At 27.5% G+C, this 23,878-nt stretch carries 23 protein-coding genes; 21 read left to right on the top strand and 2 right to left on the bottom strand.

The features are described 5' to 3' along the window. Nucleotides 1–23 precede the first annotated feature (23 nt). The 9 genes from MENTO_RS00355 to pth all read left to right on the top strand — a co-directional run bounded on the left by MENTO_RS00355 (nt 24) and on the right by pth (nt 13,012). Nucleotides 24–3,623, top strand: a complete 3,600-nt coding sequence (locus MENTO_RS00355) for an FtsX-like permease family protein (RefSeq protein ID WP_099650931.1) — start codon at nt 24–26, stop codon at nt 3,621–3,623. 9 nt (nt 3,624–3,632) lie between these two features. Beyond that, nucleotides 3,633–4,979 (top strand): M17 family metallopeptidase, encoded by a 1,347-nt coding sequence (locus tag MENTO_RS00360; RefSeq protein WP_099650932.1) that lies wholly within the window; start codon nt 3,633–3,635, stop codon nt 4,977–4,979. 91 nt (nt 4,980–5,070) lie between these two features. Next, a complete protein-coding gene (locus MENTO_RS00365; protein ID WP_099650933.1) occupies nt 5,071–6,414 on the top strand; it encodes a M17 family metallopeptidase in 1,344 nt (447 codons plus the stop codon). Between the two features lie 54 nt (nt 6,415–6,468). After that, nucleotides 6,469–7,818: a leucyl aminopeptidase family protein gene (locus tag MENTO_RS00370; protein ID WP_099650934.1), complete on the top strand. Its 1,350-nt coding sequence runs from the start codon at nt 6,469–6,471 to the stop codon at nt 7,816–7,818. Nucleotides 7,819–7,867: 49 nt separating this feature from the next. Beyond that, nucleotides 7,868–8,542 carry a hypothetical protein gene (locus MENTO_RS00375; RefSeq protein ID WP_099650935.1) on the top strand — a complete coding sequence of 225 codons (675 nt, stop codon included), beginning with the start codon at nt 7,868–7,870 and terminating at the stop codon, nt 8,540–8,542. A gap of 206 nt (nt 8,543–8,748) precedes the next feature. Next, entirely contained in the window at nt 8,749–10,038 is a 1,290-nt protein-coding gene (locus MENTO_RS00380) for an adenylosuccinate synthase (RefSeq protein ID WP_099650936.1), read from the top strand. Between the two features lie 18 nt (nt 10,039–10,056). Further along, nucleotides 10,057–11,355, top strand: coding sequence for an adenylosuccinate lyase (gene purB, locus MENTO_RS00385; RefSeq protein WP_099650937.1), 1,299 nt, complete (start codon nt 10,057–10,059; stop codon nt 11,353–11,355). Nucleotides 11,356–11,391: 36 nt separating this feature from the next. Next, nucleotides 11,392–12,435 carry a ribose-phosphate diphosphokinase gene (locus MENTO_RS00390; protein ID WP_099650938.1) on the top strand — a complete coding sequence of 348 codons (1,044 nt, stop codon included), beginning with the start codon at nt 11,392–11,394 and terminating at the stop codon, nt 12,433–12,435. A 16-nt stretch (nt 12,436–12,451) separates the two neighbouring features. After that, entirely contained in the window at nt 12,452–13,012 is a 561-nt protein-coding gene (pth, locus tag MENTO_RS00395; RefSeq protein WP_099650939.1) for an aminoacyl-tRNA hydrolase, read from the top strand. 15 nt (nt 13,013–13,027) lie between these two features. Here the strand turns inward: pth and MENTO_RS00400 are convergent, their stop codons facing one another. Then, nucleotides 13,028–13,771 carry a class I SAM-dependent methyltransferase gene (locus tag MENTO_RS00400; protein ID WP_099650940.1) on the bottom strand — a complete coding sequence of 248 codons (744 nt, stop codon included), beginning with the start codon at nt 13,769–13,771 and terminating at the stop codon, nt 13,028–13,030. Between the two features lie 38 nt (nt 13,772–13,809). Continuing rightward, nucleotides 13,810–14,331, bottom strand: a complete 522-nt coding sequence (locus tag MENTO_RS00405) for a hypothetical protein (RefSeq protein WP_099650941.1) — start codon at nt 14,329–14,331, stop codon at nt 13,810–13,812. Between the two features lie 165 nt (nt 14,332–14,496). Here MENTO_RS00405 and rpsF point away from each other — a divergent pair, with 165 nt between their 5' ends. From rpsF to nusG, 12 genes are all read left to right on the top strand, one after another. Beyond that, nucleotides 14,497–15,318, top strand: coding sequence for a 30S ribosomal protein S6 (gene rpsF / locus MENTO_RS00410; protein WP_099650942.1), 822 nt, complete (start codon nt 14,497–14,499; stop codon nt 15,316–15,318). Nucleotides 15,319–15,377: 59 nt separating this feature from the next. Next, on the top strand, nt 15,378–15,833 hold the full coding sequence (locus tag MENTO_RS00415) for a single-stranded DNA-binding protein (protein WP_099650943.1): 456 nt from the start codon (nt 15,378–15,380) through the stop codon (nt 15,831–15,833). A gap of 26 nt (nt 15,834–15,859) precedes the next feature. Next, nucleotides 15,860–16,090: a 30S ribosomal protein S18 gene (gene rpsR / locus MENTO_RS00420; RefSeq protein WP_011182979.1), complete on the top strand. Its 231-nt coding sequence runs from the start codon at nt 15,860–15,862 to the stop codon at nt 16,088–16,090. Between the two features lie 135 nt (nt 16,091–16,225). Then, nucleotides 16,226–16,669: a 50S ribosomal protein L9 gene (gene rplI / locus MENTO_RS00425; protein ID WP_099650944.1), complete on the top strand. Its 444-nt coding sequence runs from the start codon at nt 16,226–16,228 to the stop codon at nt 16,667–16,669. A 1-nt stretch (nt 16,670) separates the two neighbouring features. Beyond that, nucleotides 16,671–18,017, top strand: a complete 1,347-nt coding sequence (dnaB, locus tag MENTO_RS00430) for a replicative DNA helicase (protein WP_099650945.1) — start codon at nt 16,671–16,673, stop codon at nt 18,015–18,017. Nucleotides 18,018–18,084: 67 nt separating this feature from the next. Further along, entirely contained in the window at nt 18,085–19,515 is a 1,431-nt protein-coding gene (locus MENTO_RS00435) for a hypothetical protein (protein WP_099650946.1), read from the top strand. A 107-nt stretch (nt 19,516–19,622) separates the two neighbouring features. Continuing rightward, on the top strand, nt 19,623–20,537 hold the full coding sequence (locus tag MENTO_RS00440; RefSeq protein WP_241033061.1) for an ECF transporter S component: 915 nt from the start codon (nt 19,623–19,625) through the stop codon (nt 20,535–20,537). Between the two features lie 15 nt (nt 20,538–20,552). Further along, on the top strand, nt 20,553–21,878 hold the full coding sequence (cysS, locus tag MENTO_RS00445) for a cysteine--tRNA ligase (RefSeq protein ID WP_099650948.1): 1,326 nt from the start codon (nt 20,553–20,555) through the stop codon (nt 21,876–21,878). Between the two features lies 1 nt (nt 21,879). Continuing rightward, nucleotides 21,880–22,608, top strand: a complete 729-nt coding sequence (rlmB, locus tag MENTO_RS00450; protein ID WP_099650949.1) for a 23S rRNA (guanosine(2251)-2'-O)-methyltransferase RlmB — start codon at nt 21,880–21,882, stop codon at nt 22,606–22,608. Between the two features lie 78 nt (nt 22,609–22,686). After that, nucleotides 22,687–22,851 (top strand): 50S ribosomal protein L33, encoded by a 165-nt coding sequence (rpmG, locus tag MENTO_RS00455; protein ID WP_099650950.1) that lies wholly within the window; start codon nt 22,687–22,689, stop codon nt 22,849–22,851. Continuing rightward, complete coding sequence (gene secE, locus MENTO_RS00460) at nt 22,851–23,186, top strand: preprotein translocase subunit SecE (protein WP_099650951.1); 336 nt, start codon at nt 22,851–22,853, stop codon at nt 23,184–23,186. Before rpmG ends, secE begins: the two co-directional genes overlap by 1 nt. Nucleotides 23,187–23,199: 13 nt before the next feature. Beyond that, on the top strand, nt 23,200–23,823 hold the full coding sequence (gene nusG, locus MENTO_RS00465) for a transcription termination/antitermination protein NusG (protein WP_099650952.1): 624 nt from the start codon (nt 23,200–23,202) through the stop codon (nt 23,821–23,823). The last annotated feature ends 55 nt before the right edge of the window (nt 23,824–23,878 follow it).

The raw sequence follows: 23,878 nt of genomic DNA on the forward strand, positions 1-23,878 counted from the left end.
TAACCTTTTTAGAAGGAGTTAAAATGAAACTTAGATTAATTCTTAAACAATCATGAAAAGATTATAAGAACAAAAGTATACTTTACTTTGTTTTCATAATCTTTTTGACAATTATATTAGGAATTATTATTGGTGTTTTATCGTTTATAACTTTTGCTGAAATGAATATGAAAGATGCTCATCGATCAAGATATGGTGGACAAATATATGTGCAAAACAATTTAGTAAGTAAAAATTATGTTAGCAATGAAAGCATTAAATTAACGGGCAGAAGCATAGTTGATGCACAAGGCAAGCTTAATAATTATATTTATAATAATCTTAACTTAGATACAAAAAACAAAATAGGTGCTCAACATGATGAAATTATTGATGTGTATATTGATTTAATAGGTCAATATTTTAAAGGAAACATCAAAACATTTAGATATTCTTCATCAGAAAAAAAGCAGGAATCTTTAGAGAAGATTAATAAAGCAGAAAATTTAAGTATTGATATAGAAACACTTATTCAAATTAATGAAGATCTTTATAAAAATTTGTCATTGGTTTCAAGTGAACTTTTCATGCTTTATTTATATGATGGTTTAAAAGATAAATATACATTTTGGTCTCACCCTGTTGAATGAAATATTAAAGATCAATTTAAAAATAGTCTTACATTATTTTTAAATCCAAATTATAGAGATAATTTTAGAAATGATGAGGAATTCAATAAGTATTCTGAATTTAATCCTAATGAGGCAAGTAACTTTAAAATTTATAACGAAAAGCCAACTTCTGAGTTTTCAATTGAAGATAGAGAAAAAATATACAATGGTCAATTTGTTTATACAACTCCAAGATATTTAGAGTTGAACAATTTGAAAATTGGAGATACAATAAAAATTTTTCGTAATGACATTTTATATACTTTTTTAATTAAAGGTACAATAATGACGCCTTATTCAACAACAATGAATTACAATCAAGGTAAAATGACAACTGGGTTACAAGGATATTATTATCTATTAGGTAATAATAGAAAAATTGGCAACAATGAAAATGATTTGAGACTAGATAGTCAGAGATTAAGCTATTCAATTTTAAATAAAAATATAAACAAAGTTAATGAAGATATATTTAATTTCATGAATGATGGTTTTTATTATTCAAAAGAGCTAGATCAAAATGGCAATTTGAAACCAGCTTATTTAAGCACTTTATGAAATGACATGTATAAAACTGATGTATATAGTGTTACATATAAATTGCTATCAAAAATTTTACTAGTAATTATAATTGGTCTGCTTTTAATTATCTTTGTAGTTTTTTATTTTATGTGTGAAAATTTTTCAAAGTTAAACAAAGAAACTTATTATAATTTAAAAGCAATGGGATGCGGCAATGTCACGTTGACTTTAATTTCATCTATATCTGCTGTTATTCCTATTTTAATTTCATTTATATTTTCTTTATTCATTTCATTACCAATTGGTAAAATGTTCGCAATATCTGTAGCTACTGCATACTCTTTTTCATGACCAGGAGTAATGCTAACTTGAAAATTATTTATTTTTACAATAATTATTCTTTTTGGAATTTTTGGAATTTTTATGTTTAATAACTTTATAGTTATATCTGGTAAAAAAGCAAAAATAAATAGGTTTAAAGAAAACAAAAAGCCTTCAAAATTTATAATGAGTACTAAAAAAATTATTAATCCATTACCTAGCAAAGCAAGAATTGGCTTAGCATTTGCTTTATCTAATATAGCAAAAAATATTTATTGCTTCATTATATTATCATTGGTTTTCACTGTAATATTATTTACTTTCCAATTTAATACTTCAGTTAATAACTCAGCTAGTTCAATGGTCAGCTTTGCTTACCCAGGCATTTCAATAAAATATCAAAGTAATTCCTGAGAATTTAAAACAAATTATTTGATTGATGAAAAAGGTGAAAATAAAATCACTTATGATTTTTCTACTGAGCAAATAATAGATTATAAAGAAATTGACAATCTTATTAAAGTTTCCGACTATGAAAGTCTGTTAGGTATGATAATCAATACATCATTTGAAAATACCTCAAATAGTATTCGCGCAGAGGCTTCTAATTACATGATTATGGGAGATTTCATTTGAAATATTGCAGAATCAATAAAATCTGAAGAACAGTTAAAAGATGAAATTATTAATCCGTTAATAATAGCCATAAGTATTAATTCACAAATAGCGCCACAAGAAAAAGAAAAAGTAGTGAATTGATTAATAAATCCAGGAAATCAAAAAACAATTTGAAAATATTATAAATTATTGCAAGATAGAGTTTTTAGCTTAAAAGCTGATCTTGGTGAATTAGGTATTGAATCTGAATCAATTTTTCCGATTAACTTGTTATTTGGAAAAACTGTAATAATTCCACAAACAAAAAACTACTGAAGTTCAGGTGTAAAGTTTTCAAATATTTCTGATGGACATACTTGAGGTAGTGCTATTTCTGTAGCAGCGAGCAAAAAACAAGCTCAAAATAACATTCAAACACTTTCTCAAACAAATTCAACTTCAATTGGAAATACAATAACAAAAATTAAATTGCCAAACGGGAATGAAGTTTCAGCATTAAAGGTGGAAGTGGCAAAACCATTAGCTGACAAATATGGAATGCGTTCTGGTAATACGATGTTAATGAGCGTTGAATCTTTAAAAACTAATGAAATTTCAGAAGTAAGAATTCCTATCTATATTTCAGGTATAAGAGATGATGATCTTTTAACTAAAAATGTATATTTTGAAAAAACAGATTATTTTAAAGTTTTAAAAGAAACACTTGAAAATAGAGCACAGCCAATGATTGCAAAAAATCATGATAATGAAGTTTTAAAAAGTTCTGAATGAGAAAGTTATATAAATTTAATAGATGAAATAATAGAAAAATCAGAATCAAGTGACCCTACTGAAAATCAAGTTTTAAATAATTCACAATTTTCAAAAAATGATATACCAGTAAATATTAGGTATTTAACATTGCCTAAAGTTTCTAATAAGCTTATTGGTGACTTAATTAAGGATGATTTAAATAATACACAAAGTGATAGAACAGATCTATTAAGTTATTGAGACAAAATAGATTCAGCAGATGAATTTTGAAATTCTAAAAATGGTTTATATTTTAATTCGCTTTCAAAAGATGTATGAAACTATAGACTAATTAGAGATGCAATTTTAGCTAAAGCTGCTCCATTCCAAAATATTATGAGAACACTTGATCAGGCTTTAGTTTGTATGGTTTTAGCTATATCATTAGTTTTAATTTCACTAATTTTATTTGAAAATAAAAATACAATTATTCTATTTAAATCGCTTGGTTATAAAACCAGAGAAATTAACAAGTATCTTGTTACTGGCTACTTGCTAGCAGCGATTGGAGCCATAATAATAGCCCTTGTAGTAAATAAATATATTATAGGTTACTTGTCACCTATAGTATATGAAACTGCCGGTATTTCCCTAACATATGTTTTAAGTTATTCTTATATTTTATATGCTGTAATTCTTACTACAAGTTTTATATTATTAATATTAGGTTCAATTAAAATATATACGAAAAGACAAAATCCAAAAGAAGCAATCAAATAAGGAGAAAATATGATCAAAATAAATGAAACAAAAAAAGCTATTAAATTAATAGCGGTAAAAGATAACTCTAAAAATAAACTAATAAAGGATAAGCCAGGAGAAATAACTTTAATATCAGAAGATAAAACAGTTTATTTAGTTCTTAAAAAAGCTGAAGAAACATTTATTGAACAAATTTCAACGGGTATGAAATCTGTTATTTCAAATTTTGATTTTGACATAGATATAGAAATTGATTCTTTGGAAACCATTTGTAAAGGTACAAAAAAAGAAACAATTATTAAAACAATTTTTGAGACAATTTCATTTGAGACTCATAAAGGTTTATCAATTACTAAAACAGAAAAAGAAGTAAATTATAACTTAGTTTTCAGCGGAGATTATATTAACTTAATTTCTGAATTAAAAATTGTTTGCGAACAAATTAATTATGCTAGAGATTTGCAAGATACACCGCCAAACATTGGAACTAGTGAATATTATGCTGAAAAATTAGTTAATGATGCAAAAGGAATAAAGGGATTAAAGGTCACTGTTTTAGGTAAAAAAGAAGCTGCTAAATTAAATATGGGACTGTTCCTAGGTGTTAATGCAGGATCAGCTCACGAGCCAAGAATCGTTGTTATGGAATACTGTGGAGATTCTTCAAAACCAAAAACAGGATTAGTTGGAAAAGGAATTTGCTTTGACTCTGGAGGATATAACTTAAAACCTTCAAACTATATGGAAGGAATGAAATTTGATATGTCAGGAGCTGCAGTTGTTTTATCAGCAACAATGGCATTAGCAAAGGCAAATGCGAAAGCTAACATTGTTGCCGTTGGTATGTTCACTGACAATAAAATTGGCCAAAATGCTACTTTGCCAGATTCTGTTATTGAATCAATGAATGGTAAAAAGGTTTTAATTTATGATACAGACGCAGAAGGAAGATTAGTGTTGGCTGATGGTATTAGTTATGTAGTCAAAGAAAAAAAAGTTGATATGATTATTGATGCATCAACTTTAACTGGTACGGTTTTATTTGCTTTAGGGCATAATGCAACAGGAGCGTTTTCTCATTCAGATGAATTAATTAAAGAGTTAATGAAAGCATCTGAAAAATCAGGTGAAAGATTTTGAAGATTACCAATTTTTAAAGAACATTTAAAACAAGTTAAAAAAGATGCTGCTCCTTTAGCAGATTTAACAAATGCTTGCAAAGTAAGATATGAGGACTGTTCATATGCTGCAGCATTCTTAAATGAATTTGCGGAAAATAAACCATTCTTGCATTTAGATATTGCAGGAACAGCTGATAAAGAAAATAAAGGTCAAGGTGTTTTAGTTAAAACATTATTTGAAATGTTCAAATAAAGTGGGTTTCCACTTTTTTATTTTGCTAACTACTTATTGTTTAGTTCATTAAGTGCTATAATTTTTTTAAATAGAAAGATGGTATATATTTATGATTACATTAAATAAACAAAATCACGATATTAAATTAGTTGCTGTTGCTGACAACAAAACTAATGAATTTATCAAAGACAGTGCGGGAGCAGTTACATTTATTTCAGAAGATAAAACAATCTATTTAGTTATTAAACAAAAAGGATGTAGAGTTAAACAAATTAAAGCAGGATTAAAATCAGCTTTAGCAAACTACAAAAAAAACTTAAACATTGATTTAGATTCAATTATCAATCAATTGGGAGAAGAACATAAGGACTTAGTTTTCAATACGGTTTATGAAACAATTTCATTCTTATCACATGATGTTATTTCATACAAAAAAGATTCAAAACCAAGTAACATTGAATTTAATATTGAAACATCAAGAGATTTTTCAGAATTAGAAGCTGCAGCAGCTATTAAAACAGAATTTATTAACTATGCTAGAGATTTACAAGATACTCCACCAAACATTGGAACAAGTGAATACTACGCTGAAAAAATTTCAAAAGATGCAGAAAAAATTGACGGATTAAAAGTTACTGTTTTAGGAAGAAAAGAAGCAGAGAAGTTCGGAATGGGATTATTCTTAGGTGTTAATGCTGGATCAGCGCACGAACCAAGAATTGTTGTTATGGAATACTGTGGAGATTCTTCAAAACCAAAAACAGGATTAGTTGGAAAAGGAATTTGCTTTGATTCAGGGGGTTATAACTTAAAGCCTTCAGCTTCAATGTTAGGAATGAAATTTGATATGTCAGGTGCTGCTATTATGTTATCAGCAACTATGGCTTTAGCAAAAGCAAAAGCAAAAGCAAACGTTGTTGCTGTAGCAATGTTTACAGACAACAAAATTGGTCAAAACGCAACTTTACCAGAATCAGTTTTAACTTCAATGAACGGTTTAACTGTTGAAATTAACAATACTGATGCTGAAGGAAGATTAGTTTTAGCTGATGGTATGACATACGCAATTAGAGAAAAAGGTGTAGATCAAATTATTGAAGCTTCAACTTTAACTGGAGCATTATTAGTTGCTTTAGGAAGTTCAGCAATTGGTGTATTTACTCATCAAGACGAATTATGAAATACTTTCGAAACAGCTTCATTTCAAACTAGAGAAAGAATGTGAAGATTGCCAATTTTTGAAGAACATTTAGAAAGAGTTAAATCTGGAGCAGTATTAGGTGACTTATCAAATGCAGTTAAAGGATACGAAGGAAGTTCGACAGCAGCAGCATTCTTAAATGAGTTTGCTGAAGAAAAACCATTCATTCACTTTGATATTGCTGGAACAGCTGATATTGACGGACGTGGACAAGGTGTTTTAGTTAAAACATTATTTGAAGTTTTAAAATAATAAAAATTAATCATAAGTATTAACTTATGATTTTTTTGAATAGAAAGAGACTATATGATAACAATAAATAATAATAATTTGGAATACAAATTAGTAGCTGTTAGAAATAATAAAATAAACAAAGATATATGTGATAAACCTGGATCAATAACTTTTATTAGCGAAAGTAAAACATATTATTTAGTAATCAAAAAAGACACAATGTCATATTTAAGACAATTAAAATTAGGATTGTCGGATTTTGTGAAGAATATTAAAGCTGATACTAATATTGATTTTAAAAGTATCATCGAGATAATTAATGATGTTGAAAAAGAAATAATCTTTAATGTAATCTGCGATGTTATTTCATTTGAGTCACATAATTTTATAACATACAAAAAAGATATTAAGAACATCAATCACACAATAAATATTGATTGTTCTGATGAGATGAAAAATTTATTAGATGAAAATATCTTAAAAAATAAGTATGTTAACTATGCAAGAGATTTACAAGACTTTCCACCAAATATCGGAACTAGTGATTTTTATGGTGAAAAACTTTTAAATGATGCTTCAAAAATTGAAGGATTAAAGGTCACTGTTTTAAAAAATAAAGAATTGAAAGATTTAGAAATGAATCTTGTTTTAGCAGTAAACCAAGGTTCAAACCATGAAGCAAATGTTGTAGTATTGGAATATAATAATAACCCAAATGGTGAAAAAGTAGCACTTATTGGAAAAGGAATCTGTTTTGATACTGGAGGTTATGATTTAAAACCTTCAATGTTTATTGAGGGTATGAAATTTGACATGACTGGTGCCGCAATTGTTATGTCTATTGCTATGGCGTTAGCTGAAGCAAAAGCAAAAATTAATTTTGTAGCAGTTGGTTTATTTACAGATAACAAAATAGGTCAAAAAGCTGTTTTGCCTGAATCAATTATAAAATCAAAAAATGGATTAACTGTTGAAATCAACAACACTGATGCTGAGGGAAGATTAGTTTTAGCAGATGGTATAACATACGCTATTAGAGAAAAAAATGCTGATGTCGTTTATGATATTGCAACGCTAACTGGAGCAACTGCAATGGCATTAGGAGAGTCAGCATCAGGAGTATTCACAGAGTTTGATGAAATGTGAAATAAACTAAGCGAAGCTTCAAACTATACAGCAGAAAGATTTTGAAGATTGCCTGTTTTTGATGAACACAAGGAACAAGTTCAAAATGATTCAGTTTTAGCTGACTTAACTAATTCATGTAACAAAGGTCCGGGTGGATCAACTGCAGCAGCCTTTTTAACTTTTTTTGCAGAGGATAAAAAATTCTTACACATTGATTGCTCAAGAGTTGTAAGAGTTGGATTAAAGGGACAGGGATATATTGTTAAAACAATGTTTGAACTGCTTAAAAAATAATAAGTGATTTTTAAGATATAATAAGTAATAAGAAAATAGAGGAATAAATATGAAAATTAATACATGAACATTTTACGACGCTAAAGATTTAGTTGACGTACAAATGAACTCATTACTATCCGGAGATATCGTATTCTTAGTTTTAAGACCTGATATTAATCAACCAAATAGATTATTAGGATTTGGTTTACCAAAAGAAAAATCAGCAACTATAATTGTTGATTTACAAAATAAAGAATTATCTCATGATGATGTTTATGCAATCTTTAAAGGAAACTTAGGGATAACTCAATCTGAAAACTTAAAACCTATCGAAATTAGTGGGACAAATCTTTCAAAACCAATAAGATTAGAAAATATTGAAAAACTTGTTGAAGTTTATAATGTATTCTTTAGAACTGAATCAATCGAATTTGATACAAAAGATTACTCAACAGAAGAAGATCTAGGAAAAGCTGATATTTTTACAGAATTGGATTTTAATAAAATTGCTTTACCAAACATTTTGCAAAGTTTACAAGCTGGTATGACTGAATATAATAAACAAATGGAATTTCTACAAAAAACTGAAATGCCAGATGATGAAAGAAAAGACAGAATTGTTTCATTATCAATTCTTCAATCAAATTTAATTTTATTTTTTGATAATGCATTAAGAAAATTAAACAACGTTGTTGTTGAACAACAAGAAGAACTTAATAAGTTAAGAAATGAAAAAAACTAATAGTATTATAAATAACTATTTTAAATAAGAAATATTTTATATATAATAAAAAAGTAATTTAAAGATAAAGGAGATATTGATGAAGGTTCTTATCCAGGTAATAAAACTTAATAGAACAACATCAAAAATAACTCAAGTAATATAAAAATAATCTCAAAATGCGCAAAAATGCATTGAGGTTATTTTTTATTTAGAAAAGGATTTTTATGAGAGAAATAAATTCATTAGTTGTAGTTGGTAGTCAATGAGGAGACGAAGGTAAGGGGAAAATGACAGACTATTTTGCTCAAAAAGCAGATGTTGTTGTTAGATTTGCCGGTGGTGATAATGCAGGTCATGTTATCAATTTTAATGGTCAAAAACATAAGGTTACAATAATTCCATCAGGTATTTTCAATTCAGAAGTAACAAGCGTTATTGGTAATGGGTGTGTTGTTAACTTAATTAATTTAGTGAAAGAATTAGAAACAATTCAAAAAAGCGGAGTTAAATTAGGTAAGCTTTTAATTTCAGATAGAGCTCAATTGATTCTACCATACCATATTTTAATTGATGGTGCTCAGGAAGAAGCTAGAGGTGCTAGAAAAATTGGAACAACAAAAAGAGGAATTGGTCCAACTTATCAAGATAAAGCAGCAAGATTAGGTATTAGAATTGCTGATATTGAAGAAAAAGATTTTAAAGAAACTTTTAAAGAAATTTTTGATTACCAAATGACATTCCTAAATAAAATGTTTAATATTGAATCTATTAGTTTTGAAAAAACATATTCAGATTTAATGAAAGCATATGAAGTAATCAAAGATTGTATTACAGACACAGGTATCTTTATTGAAGAAGCTATTAAGTCTGGCAAAAAAGTTTTATTTGAAGGTGCTCAAGGTGCGCTTTTAGATATTGATCATGGAACTTACCCTTACGTTACAAGTTCAAATACATCTGCAAACAATGCATCAACAGGTACTGGAATTTCTCATAAACTAATCAGTAATACTCTTGGAGTTGTAAAAGCATACTCAACAAGAGTTGGAGCTGGTGCATTCCCGACAGAATTACTAAATGAGATTGGTGATGGAATCAGAGAACGTGGACATGAATATGGGTCAAATACGAAAAGACCAAGACGTGTTGGTTGATTAGATTTAGTTGCTTTAAAACACGCTGTCAGAACATCTGGAATTGATTATTTATTCATTACATTACTTGATGTATTATCAGGTGTTGATGAATTAATGATTTGTGAAAAATATGTTTTAGATGGTCGAGAAATTGACTTTATTCCAGCTACAAGTTCTAAACATGAAAAATGTGAAGCCAAATACATTTCAATGCCAGGTTGAAAAGAAGATATAACTCAAGTTAAGTCGTTTAATGAATTGCCTACAAATGCAAAAAATTACTTGAATAAAATTGCTGAGATTTGTGATATTGAAATAACTGGTTTTTCAGTTGGACCAGATAGATTGCAAACTGTTATAACAAAAGAAATAATGTAGAAAAATTTTAGGTTAAATATGATAAAAAGATATTCGGTAAAAAAAATTGAACAAATTTGAGATGAAAATAACAAATTAAATGTTTGATTAGATGTTGAGAAAAAAGTTACTTTCGCATGAATGAAATTAAATGTCATTTCTGAGAAAGAATATAAACTAATTAACGATAACGCAAAAATAAATATTGAAAGAATGTTAGAAATAGAAAAAGAGACACGCCATGATGTTGTCGCGTTTACTAGAGCCATTTCAGAAACTTTAGGTGATGAAAAAAAATGAATTCATTTAGGTTTAACATCAACAGATGTTGTTGATACTGCGCAAAACAAATTAATTCAGCAATCAAATGATTTAGTTTTAGAATCACTAAATAGTTTAAAAGAAACTTTAAAGGAAAAAGCATTGCTTTACAAAAATACTTTAACAATGGGTAGATCACATGGTATCTATGGAGAACCGACTTCTCTAGGGTTGAAGTTCTTGTTATGATTTGATGAATTGCAAAGACAAATTGAAAGATTTGCACTAGCTAGAATTCAAATTGAAGTTGCAAAAATATCAGGGTCTATGGGGAACTATGCGAACTTAGAATTTGAGGTTGAAGAAATTGTTGCTCATGAAATGGGTTTAGGTATTGATAATATTTCAACACAGGTCACACAAAGAGATAGACATGCTTTTTTAATCAGTGTGTTTGCTAACATTGCTTCTACACTTGAAAAAATAGCAACTGAAATTAGATTATTTCAAAGAAGTGAAGTTCAAGAATGACATGAAGGATTTAAACCAAATCAAAAAGGTTCAAGTTCAATGCCACATAAGAAAAATCCAATTAGTTCTGAAAACATAACAGGACTTTCAAGATATTTAAGATCATTTACAAATACTGCATTTGAAAACAATGTTTTATGACATGAGAGAGACATATCACATAGTTCAAATGAAAGAATAATATTTGTTGATGTATTTAATGTTTTAGTTTACACAGTTGATAGATTAAACGATACGCTTAATGATTTAGTTATTGATGAGAATAAAATGTTAGAACATATAAATTCTCAGTTTAACGTTTTTTATAGTCAACCAATACTAAACTACTTGTTAATCAATTGTGATAAATCAAGAGAAGAAATATACGACTTTATTCAGAAGTGTACTTTCGAAACAATGAATAACAAAATCGATTTTAAGCAATCATTAATTAACAACAATATAAAGAAATATTTACAAAATATAAGTGTTCTTGATGAAATTTTTAATATAAACTACTTTATTAGGAATGTTGAGAAGATATATAACAGAACATTAAATAAATAATTTGATATTATAAAGACAAAAGGGGAAAAATTAAAAATGCTTTCAAACAAAGAAAATGTACATATATTTGGTTTAACTCAAGGAGTTGAGTTAGCTCAAGAAATTTGCGATATATTAGGAGTAAAAAGAAAAGAAGTTAAAACTTTAAAATTTGCTGATGGTGAAATTTTAATTGAATCATTAGACTCAGTAAGAGGTAAAGAGATTTTTGTAATTCAATCTACTTCAACACCAGTTAATGAAAGCATCATGGAATTATTAATTGCCATTGATGCATTCAAAAGAGGAAGTGCAGAAAAAATTAACGTTGTAATTCCATATTATGGTTATGCTAGACAAGACCGTAAAGCAAAAGGAAGACAACCAATTACTTCAAAATTAGTAGCTGATTTATTGACAAAAGCAGGTGCTGATAGAGTTATGACAATTGATATACATTCACCACAATCGATGGGATTCTTTGATGTACCAATGGATAACTTTTACACTGCTCAAACATTAGCAACTGAAATCATAGATACAATTGAAGCTAAAAATTGAGATCCAGCTAACTGTATTTTAGTATCACCAGATTATGGCGGAATGACTAGAGTTCATAAAGTTGAATCATATACAGGTGGAGTAACTAATGGAATTGCAGTTATTGGTAAAAGAAGACCAGAGCCAAATAAAGCAGAAGTTGAATTTGTTCTTGGGGATATTAAAGATAAACACTGTTTCATTATCGATGACATGATTGATACAGGTGGGACTATCATTAATGCAGCTAAAGCTTTAAAAGAGCAAGGCGCTAAAGATGTACATATATTTGCTTGTCATGGATTATTTAATGGTCCAGCAAAAGAAAGAATGCAAGCAGCTATAAGTGAGGATATTGTGCAAGAAGTTGTTGTTACTAATACAATTCAATTGGCTGAAGAAAAAAAATTCAAAGGATTAAAAATTATATCAGTTGCCCCTTTATTAGCCGAAATGATTGATTCATCAATTAGTCATGAATCATTAACTGAAGTTTATAATAATAAAAAGCAAATTATTTGAGATAGAGCTCAATTTATAGTAAATAAATTTAAAAAATAATTAAGAGGAATATAAAATGAAATTAATAGTAGGATTAGGAAATTATGGTTCTCTATATGAAACTACAAGACATAACGCAGGTTGAATAGTGTTGGATCAACTTATTGAAAAATATGGTTTTACACAGCAAAAAAATGAACATAACTCAATAATTTTCTTTTCTAGTATTAATAATGAAAAAGTATTATTTGTGAAACCCCAAACTTATATGAACAATTCAGGAATAGCAATTCAAGCAATCATGCATTACTATAAAATTGATGTCAAGGACTTAGTTATTTTGCATGATGAAAAGGATTTTCCTGTTGGAAAAAATCAGTTTAAAATGAATGGTTCTGCAGCAGGGCATAATGGAGTAAAATCAGTAATTCAATATTTGGGAACTCAAAATTTTAATAGATATAGGATTGGCATTGGTCAACCTGAATATGGTTGAAAAATAATAGACTGAGTTCTTTCAAAATTCAAACCAGATGAATTAGAAAGTATAATGTCAACCTCAAAAACTATTTCAAACTTTGTCAGTGATTGAACTAAAGGCACATCATTTCAAAATATAATGAATTTATACAACTAATAGTTGTATTTTTATTTACTTTTCAAAAATAAATGTAAGTGTTTTTAAATTTAAAATTTTAACATTCTTATAATTTTTTATTGTTTGAATATTTTTAAATCCTAACTTTTTAAGAATATTTTTAAACTCTTCAACGCCATACCATCATAATGTAAAAGGTTGAACTTCATTTTCTAAATTTCTTGTGTATTCTAATTCAGTGTAAGTTTTTTGATTTATTCAATCTATTGAAATTGATTTATTTTTTATTTTTATCAAGTCATCATTGTCACAGACAAAATCGTACTCATGAATATTTCCAGCTTTAAAAGAAGTAGGAAATATAAAATCCAAATAAATTCTCCCGTTTTCTGTTAAATGATTTTTAAAATTGTTTAAAACTGAAATTATATTTTCTCTGTCTAGCAAGCAAAAACTTCCATTTGGCATTATTATTGTTTCAAATTTCAAATCAGTTTTAAAGTCTTTTAAATCACTAAGCATAAATTCAGAGTGCATATTGTATTTAATTAGATTTTGTTTATATATCTCTAGCATTTCTTTAGAATTATCTAATGCAAAAATTTCTATTCCTTTTCTCAAAAGCGGAATAGCCATCCTTCCATTTCCTACACCAGCTTCTAAAACAATTCCATCTCTTTGAATTAATTCATTAGTGTAGAATTCTATATCTCCATCAATTGATGCTCCTGGTGGTTTTGTTTGATCACAGACTAATGCAGACAAACTTCCATAATAATTTTTTTTGTTATTTTCCATATTTAATATTATAAATTAAATATAAAAAAATTAAGGCTTTAAACCTTAATTTTACCTTTTCTTATTTGGTGTTCCAAATAACTAATTTTTAACATAATTTTTACAACTCAAATTACTATACCTGCACTAATAGAATCACATATTATTGAAAGTATTGTTGAAATTTTTGAAGTTTCGTCTGATTTCATAAATTGAAATAGGAACAACAAACTTAGAATACTCAAAGATAAACCTGCTAAACCAAAGAAAAAACTGTATAAGTCTAGTCTATTTGCAAATTTTTCTAGTGGTAATATTTTTAAACCTTTTTCACATTTTCTTTTTAATATAGTTCCACCATATTTAAAAGCAATAATTGCTGTTGCTGTACTTAGTGTATCAAAGCAAACAGTTAATATTGTAAAAATAAATGAAGCTTCTGGATCTGCTTCTCCTCAAGTCTTTGAACTTAAACTTAGAAGACTTAATATTCCTAGGATAATTCCTATTGTTCCACAAAGTGCACTAATTAATTCAACTGTTATAAGAATTCTTGTTTCTACTTTTATATTCTTTTTCATAAAAATTATTATACACCTTTAAACTTTTTTTGCATTAATTTGTGTTTTTAAAGGGTTAAACTAGATTTTAAGAGTGTAATCTTGTATAATATTTTAAGCGAGTTAATGTACACGGGATTAACTCCTTGGCCCAAAGGCCCAAAGACCAAAAGGAGGACATTAAAAATGTTAAGAAAATATGAAGCTATGTTTATCTTAGACCAAGATACACAAGATGTTAACGCTTTATCATCAAGAATGATTGATATCATTTCTAAAGATGGAAAAGTAATTGAAAAAAACGATTTAGGATTAATCGAATTTGCATACAAAATTAACCATAAGAAAAAAGGACACTATTTTGTAGTTATAGTTGAAGCTAGTGCTGAAGCTATTAAAGAATTTGAAAGAATCGCAAACATTGAAAAAAATGTTGTTAGAACTTTAATCATCAATACAGAAAATGAACAAGGTTATGAACAATCAGTTCAATTATCAAAAACTGATATGACTAAATTCGAAGAAGAAAGAAAAGCAAAAAGAGATTTCAAAAAACCTTTTGTTAAAAAAGAATTTACTAAACCAACTGAAAAAAGAACTTTTGAAAAACCTTTAGAATCAACAACTGAAGTTAAAGCTGCTAAAGTTGTTGAAGAAGTTTCACATGAAGAAGCTCATGATTTTGTTTCAAAAATGGAAGAAAAATATAAAGCTCACTTAGCTGAAACTGTTGAAGAGCATGTTGAAGAAGTTGAAGTTAATGAGACAAAAACTACAGCTAAAAAAGAAGCTGCACCAAAAATGTCAGCTGCTGAAAGAGCTAAAGTTGATGGATCACACAATATTGATGAAGAAAGATACGAATTACAAAAATATTCAAACAAATTAAGAAGTGTTGCAATCGAAAAAAACTTATCAAAAAAATTACAAGAAGTTAACTTAAGAGATTTAACTAAAAAAGAACTAATCGAATACATGAGAAAAGTTCGTGCTGCATTAGCTAAATAGTTATATAATCAAAGTAAGAAATATATAAGTTCAATGAACTTAAAAAGGAGCAGTAAACTATGAACCAAGTATGTTTAATAGGAAGAATTACAAAAGACATTGAATTAAGAAACACAACTAATGGGCAAGGAAAATTTGTTTCATTCACATTAGCTGTTAGTGAATATTCTGGTCAAAAAGAAATCACAAATTTTATTCCTTGTTTTGCTTTTAATAACACTGCTGAAAATATGGCTAGATTTTTATCAAAAGGAAGTCTAATATCAGTTTCAGGTAGAGTTAATGTTAGAACATCACAAAGCGATGGAAAATATGAAACTATTGTAACTATTACTGCCGACCGTGTAAACTTTTTAGAATCTGCTAAAAATAGAGGATCAAATAACTCTGTTGAAACAAATTCAAACATTAATTTAGATTCACCTATTCAAAATAGAACTTCATCTATTGCATCAAATAATGTGCAAACAGAAGAAATCATTTTAAGTGAAGATGAATCAATTTTATGAGATTAATATAAATTAGAAAGGCTACTAAAATTATGGCAATGAAAAAATTCGTTAAAAAAAGAAAAAAAGTTAACTTTTTTGCTAAAAACAAAATTAACTACATCGATTACAAAGATGTTGAATTATTAAAAAAATTCATTTCAGGAAATGGACAAATCTTACCAAGAAGAATTACTGGTACATCTCCAAAACATCAAAGACAATTGGCTGTTGCAATTAAAAGAGCACGTCAAATGGCTTTATTACCATACGTAATTGACTAATTAAAACTAAAACCGTCATTCATTGATGGTTTTTTATTTTATCATGTTTTTTTGAAATGATATAACATTACAATATGTTAATTAAATCAAAGTGATTTATAATATAAATAAGTTAAAAATACTTAGGGGGTTTTTATGAAAGTAATTTTTTTACAAGACGTAAAAGGACAAGGGAAAAAAGACGAGATAAAGGAAATAAGCGATGGTTATGCAAGAAACTTCTTATTTCCAAAAGGTCTAGCTAAAATAGCAACTGAAGGTAGTGTAAAAACAGTTAAAAACAGAAAAATTGTTGAAGAGCAAGAAAAAGATTTAGCTATTGCAGAAACTAAGCAATTAAAATCATTGTTAGAAGAAATAACATTAAAATTTAAATTGCAAATAAACGAAGGAAAAGCTTTCCATTCAATTTCAAATCAAGATATAGTAGATCAATTAAAAAACTCATACAAAATTGACTTGGATAAAAGAAAATTTGTTAATTTTAAAAACCTTAATCAATTAGGTCTGCATTATATAGTTATAAAATTGGGGTTTGGTATTGAAGCCAAATTAAAAGTAGAAGTTCAAGGGGTATAAAATGAGCAGAAAAGATATGAGTGAAAATAATTTATATACGGTTGAAAAAATGGTTTTGGCTATTGCAATGCATTCTCCAAATGCATTGCCTGATATTATGACTGGACTAGTTGCCGATGACTTTTTAGATTCAACACACAAAATAGTTTTTCAAGCAATAACCGACTTACATACACAAAGCAAAGAAGTTACTATTAACTCTGTTGCAAATCAAATTGAGAAAAAAGGGAATTTAGAATCAATTGGTGGAATTCAAAGATTACAAGATATAGCTCTAGATTTCTTTTCAGATGAAGGGATTGAAAACTTTATTGAGGATATTTTTTATGCAAGTTCATCAAGAAAATTTGATGCAGCACTAAGAAGAGTGCAAAACTTAAGAAGAGAAGAGCAAATGGATATTGAAACATCTATTAATGAAATGCAAAAAGAGTTATTAAAAATTGACCTTAATGCACAAAAGAACGATGTTCAAAGTATACATGTTTCAACAGAATCATTGATTAAAAAAATTCAAGAATTAGAAAAAAGAAGTGAAACTTTAACAGGTATTCCAACAGATTTATTTGAATTAGACGAAATAACTTCAGGGCTTCAAGAGGGTGACCTTATTATTCTAGCAGCTCGTCCAAGTATGGGAAAAACTGCTTTTGCTTTAAACCTTGCATACAATGCAGCAAGACATAAAAATGGTGTTGCTGTATTCTCACTAGAAATGCCAGCTGAACAATTAACACAAAGAATTATGACAATGGTTTCAAAAATTGATTCAAGAAAATTAAGAACAGGTAAAAATATTTCGAAAGCTGAATGAAGTAACTTGTTAGCTTCTAAAGAAATTGTTTCCCAATTACCAATTTATATTGATGATACTCCAGGAATTACTGTTCAACAAATTCAATCAAAGTTATATAAATTAAAGAGAGATCATGATGTAAAATTCTGTGTTGTGGATTATCTTCAATTAATTAGTTCAACAAATAGCACTGCTGATAGACAGAATGAAATATCAAATATTTCTCGCCAGTTAAAAAGAGTTGCAAGGGAATTAAGAATTCCAATAGTTTGTTTATCACAATTATCAAGAAGTGTAGAAAAACGTGAAGATAAAAGACCTATAATGTCTGACTTGCGTGATTCAGGAGCTATTGAACAAGATGCAGATATTATTATGTTCTTATATCGTGACGATTACTATAAACATAAAGATGCAAATGAAGAAGAAAACAAAATTGTTGATCAAGTAAGTTCAACAGATTTAATTCTTTCTAAACATAGAAACGGTGCTACTGGAACCATTAGTATCTTATTCGATAAAAGTCATGGTAAGTTCATGGATAAAGGGTAACTAAAATGGGAGAAATTCCATTTTTTTTTTGCTATAATTATACAAGATATACTCATAAGGAGGAATTATGAAAAAATTATTATCTATTATTACAGCTCTAACTGTGGCTGCATCAGCAACTAGTAGTTTAGTCTCATGTAAAGTTATTACAAATGAATTTAAAATTGAAGTCCCTGAATTTGAACAGTCATTAAAATATGAATTTAAGGATGGTCAATATAAACCAAAAGAGTCATATAAAAATACTGAAGCAGATGTTAAAAAAGCTCTTGATGGTATAACAGGAAATTTTGCTTCATCTTTAGTTGCTGATATGATTAATTCCTTATTTTTTAATGCTAATTTAAGCGTTACTCAAAATTCAAAAAATATATGACAATATTTATTTAGAACAGATAAAGAAGGTGTATATGCTGATGGTCAATATAGAACAGCCGGATTAAATAGTAAGCAACAAGATAAAATAAATGATTATTATTCAAATGTTTCAAAAATTGCTTCTTTACTAGGACTAATGCAGTATTCAGAATGAAGCAATTCTCAATCAACTAATGTTGAAGAAATTAAAGTTGCTGAAGCTAAAAAACCTATTACTTTATCAGAAGAAACAATAAAATTAGTTAATGAAAGCAAAATGTTTGAAAGTTCAAATAATCAAGGAATAACAAATGTTAAAATAAAATCAACTCCAAAATTGTATGAAGGAAAAATTGGTTTAGCTAAAAAAACTACAGAAGGAATTGAAAAATCAGAAGAAGCTAATAATGAACCTATTAAAATTGATTCATATGTTTCTAGCTACATTTCAAAAGAAACAAACTATAGTGAAAAAACAGCAAAAGAAACTGATCCAAATGACCCAACAAAAGGTTATGGAGAATATATTGCTGGAACTAATTTAGCAGTTGACTTTTTTTCTCAACTTCTAATTTCTGAATTACAAGGTTCACCTGAAGTTCCGATTCAAGTTAAAAAAGTTAAAGAACAATCGGATATAAGTAAAGAAAACGTTAAAAAACAAGGGCTTATTTTAAATTCAGAAAATGTTGCTGAAAAAAGTAAACAACCTGAATTTGAATACACTGAAGATGAAAAGGGAAACAAAACGCCATATGCATATGGTTACTCTTTAGTTTCTTTAGAACCAATTAATTTAGAGTTAACATATAATGATAATTTAGACTTAAAAACAGGTAAACCTAAACCTGGAAATCAAAATTATATTATTGATTTAACTATTGAAGGATTAAGCGCTGCATTTAAACCTATTTTAGGGTTTACATCATACAAAAATGAAAAAGATGAAGTAGTTAAAGATAAATCTGGTATTCCATATGTTGGTTGAAGATTCATGGGTTATCAGTTTAATTCAAAAAATATTATTGGTTATAATGAAGATGGAACACAGTATACCGAAAAACCAAATAAAAAAATGGCAGCTACTAATAAGAAGTTTAATGATTTCAATATAAGTAAATTTGAATTTAAAAAAGCTTAATTTAATATTTATAAAGCATTATAATAATGCTTTTTTTATTTAAAAAAGCAAAAATTATATAATACAAGTATAATATTATTAAGTATTTTAGCTTGAGAGGAGATATGATGGATAATTTTTTAAAATGATTGATGTCTGGAAATCATCTAGCATATGCTTCTAGTTTACTAACACTTTCTTGTTTAGTTCTTTTTGGGTTAGGTTCTTTTATATATAAAAAATACTTAGTAAGAAAAGGTGATTTATTTATTTCTCCTACTTTTAACACAAAAAATATTACATACATGGGAATAATGATTGCATGTTCAGTTTCGGTTACTGTTGTTATTTCTTTAGTAGCTCCTATTACTGTTTTTCCACCAATCAGAGTAGCTTTTGAAGGGATTATGATTAAAATTACCGGTATGATTTTTGGACCAATAATAGGATTGATTGTTGGATTAATTACAGAATTGCTAACTATGCTATTTATTCCATCATTTATTCACCCAGCTTACTTTATTGTTGCCATTGGTTTTGGTTTCTGAGCTGGTATGGCATCATTTACATTTAAATTGAAATCAAAGCATCAATGAATTACTGTTGTTATAATAACTTTATTTATAATTGCTGCAACTGCATTTTTATATAACACTCTTCAATATTTAACACCAGATGAAAACGGCAATGTTAAATTATTTGGTATAGCAGTTAAAAAAGAATTAATTCCAATGCTATTCATTATAATGATGGGAGTACTATTATCAATTTGCTACATAATGTGCAGTGTTTTTGTTTTATTGAAAAAGCAAAAATGATTAGAAATAATTCTTCCAATTTTCCTTATTTGTATAGTTACAGAAATACTGATAACTGTTTTAACTGCTGCTTGAGGTGATGCAGGGTTGTTAACTTCAAATACAGATGATGGTTACATTAGCATGGTAGCCTTAAGGGTGCTTCAAATACCTATAAAAATTATTTTTAATACAGCTTTATTAGCAACTGTTTATTCAGTTCTGAGACCATTAATTAAAAAATAATACGAAAGGATCTATATGAAACTATTTGATACATTAACTCAAGAACATAAGAAAATAAACAAAAAATCTATCAATATATATTCATGTGGACCTACAATTTATGACTATATCCATATTGGTAATGCAAGACCAATTATTTTAATGGACACATTAATTAGATTCTTGGAATCAAATGATGTAAAGGTCAATTTTTTACAAAACATAACTGACATTGACGATAAGATAATTGAAAAAGCTTTAGTTGAAAATAAAACTGAAAAAGAAATAACAGACAAATATTTGGCTGCTTTTTTAGAAAACCTAAATAAATTAAATATAAGAATGCCAGATAAATTAATACCCATTAGTGAAAAAATTAATGAAATGAATTTTTTTATTTCAGAATTAGTGAAAGCAGAAGCGGCATATGATGTCGAAGGCGATGTTTATTTTGATATTCAAAAATTTGCAAAAGAATATGGAAAATTATCTAACAAAAAAATTGATGACTTGATTTCAGGAAATAGAGTGGAAATTGATAATAAAAAGATGAACCCATTGGATTTTAACGTTTGAAAAAAAACCAATAAAGGAATCTTATTTGACTCTTCATTTGGTAAAGGTAGACCTGGTTGACATACAGAATGTGCTTTACTAATCGATGAATATTTTAAAGGCCAAACAATTGATATTCACTCAGGAGGCATTGATTTACAATTCCCCCACCATGAAAATGAAAGAATTCAATTCATTGCAAAAAATAATAAAGAATTAGCTGATATTTGAATGCACAATGGACACTTAACTATTGATGGTGAAAAGATGAGTAAGTCATTAGGAAATGTTATGACATTAGCAAATTTCTTAAATCAATATAATTCTGATATTTTAAGATGAATATTTTTATCAACTTATTATAGACAACCAATAAATATATCAGATGATATTATTGATCAAGCAAATAAATTTATTCAAAAGATTAATAACTTGAGTAAAAAAATAAAACAAATAATCATAACTGAACAAATTGATATGACAAATATTTTAGATGAAAATATCTTAAAAGAATTCAAAAAACATATGCTTGATGATTTAAATACTTCTAGGGTATTAACCTTAATTGAAGAAATTATAAAAGAGATAAATAAACTAATTTTAACTAAAGAATTTGAAAAATTTGCTTTAAAAATTAACTCACTAAATTACATCTTAAAAACTTTAGGTTTAAGTGTTAATATAAACACTATTATTAGCCAAGATGAAAAAGAAATATTTTGAAGTTGAAAACGCGCTGTTAGTGAAAAAGACTTTGAAAAAGCAGATGAAATAAGAAAAGTATTGATTAGTAAAGGGGTTTTATAAAATGGATAATTTAAGTTTAATTTATGGTAAACATGCAGTTAATGAGTTTATAAAAAAACACCCAAATTTAATAAAAAAAGTTTATAGCTCTAATAATTTTAAAATTGAAATCACTGACTATAAATTTCAAGTTATAAATACAGATATTAAAAAAATTGAGGAATTAATCGGACATGAAGTTAATCACCAAGGTGTCATAGCTGAAGTTAAAGAGTTTAATTATAAGCCTTTTAATGAAGCCCTAAACGAGATGAATAATGATGAACCAAAATTAGTTTTAATTTTAGACCAAATTCAAGACCCGTACAATTTTGGTGCAATAATTAGAAGTTCTAGTTTATTGGGCGTTGATCAAATTGTTATTTTAGATCATAAACAAGTTTTTGTTAACTCAACAGTTGTGAAAACATCAGCTGGAACTGTATATGACATGAAAATTAGTAAAGTAACAAATTTAAGTAATGCAATTAAGGATTTACAAAAAAAGGGCTTTTGAATATATTCAACACATTTAAATTCACAATCTAGTGATATGAGAAAAGTTGATTTTGCAAATAAAACAGCAATTGTAATCGGAAATGAGCACAAAGGTGTAAGTGAGTTAGTTATGAAAAATAGTGATATGAATGTATTTATACCATCAACTAATACAATAGACTCATACAATGCTAACGTAGCCGCATCTTTAATTCTATTTCATGTTGCCAATTATATTGGAAAACTTAAATAATAAATGTATAATAAACATAGTTATTAGGAGGTCAACCTCCTTTTTAATTAGACAATGACTTGGTTGAGGAGGGTTAATATGCATAAAACAAAATCTACGAGAAAAATAATTTTAGTATGTGAAGATTGTTTAAGTAGAAATTATTCGTTGAATAAAAGTAACTTAACTCAAAAAGAACGTTTAGAAATCAAAAAATTTTGCGCAATGTGCAATAAACACACATTACATAAGGAAACAAGATAATGGCTATGAAAAAACAAAATCAAGTAATTTTAGAAGAAACTAACATTCAAGAAGAAAACTTGGATAAACCTAAAAAAAAGAAAATTAAGATTTCTAAACAAACTAAAAAATCAATCAAAGTTAAAAAACAAAAAGAAAAGAAAAACTTTAAATTGGCAATGAAAGAATTGCCAATTAAAATAGTCAAAGAAATAAATAAAATTAAATGATCTGGATGAGATAACCTTAAAAAGAAATACATAATTGTTTTATTATTTATGGTATTTTTTGCAATATTATTTTTCTGTATTGGATTAGGTATTGAAGCATTATTTAGATTAATCAAAGTATATTAAAATAGGAGTAAATATGAATAAAGAAGAATTATTAAAATTAGAAGCTGAAATCTTGGCTTCAAAAGGTCAGTGATTTGTTGTTAACTCACAAACAGGACATGAAGAAAAAGTTTTAAATGACTTAAAAAATAAAATTAAGGCTGAAAAAATGGAAGATCAAGTTTTTGATATTAAAATTTCTAAAGGTTTGGTTTTAACTAAAACCGGAAAAGAAAAAGAAAAAAACTTGTTCCCAGGATATTTGTTTATTAACATGATTATGTCTGAAGAGTCATGATTCGTTGTCCGTAATACCCCGGGTGTAACAGGATTTATTGGATCATCAGGTCGTGGAGCAAAGCCATTTCCATTAACAGTGGATGAGGTTGTTGAAATGTTAGTACCAAAAACAGAAGTTATAGTTGAAGAAGTTAAAAATAGTGAAAATGAAGCAGTTGCTAAAAAACCATTATTCACAGCTCCTTTTGTTGTTGGTGATTTTGTAAGAGTTAAAGAAGGAATCAATGCAGGAGAAGAAGGTGAAGTAAGTTCAATGGACTTTGAAAAAGGTGTTGCTGTTGTTCTTATCGAAATGTTTGGTAGATATACAAATCTTGAAATTTCTTTTGAAAACGTTGAACCAGTTAAAGAATACTAATAATAAATTAAATGACGTGAGTCATTTTTTATTTGGTTTTCTTATGTTAAAATAA

Source organism: Mesoplasma entomophilum (assembly GCF_002804125.1).
GTDB lineage: Bacteria > Bacillota_I > Bacilli_A > Mycoplasmatales > Mycoplasmataceae > Mesoplasma > Mesoplasma entomophilum.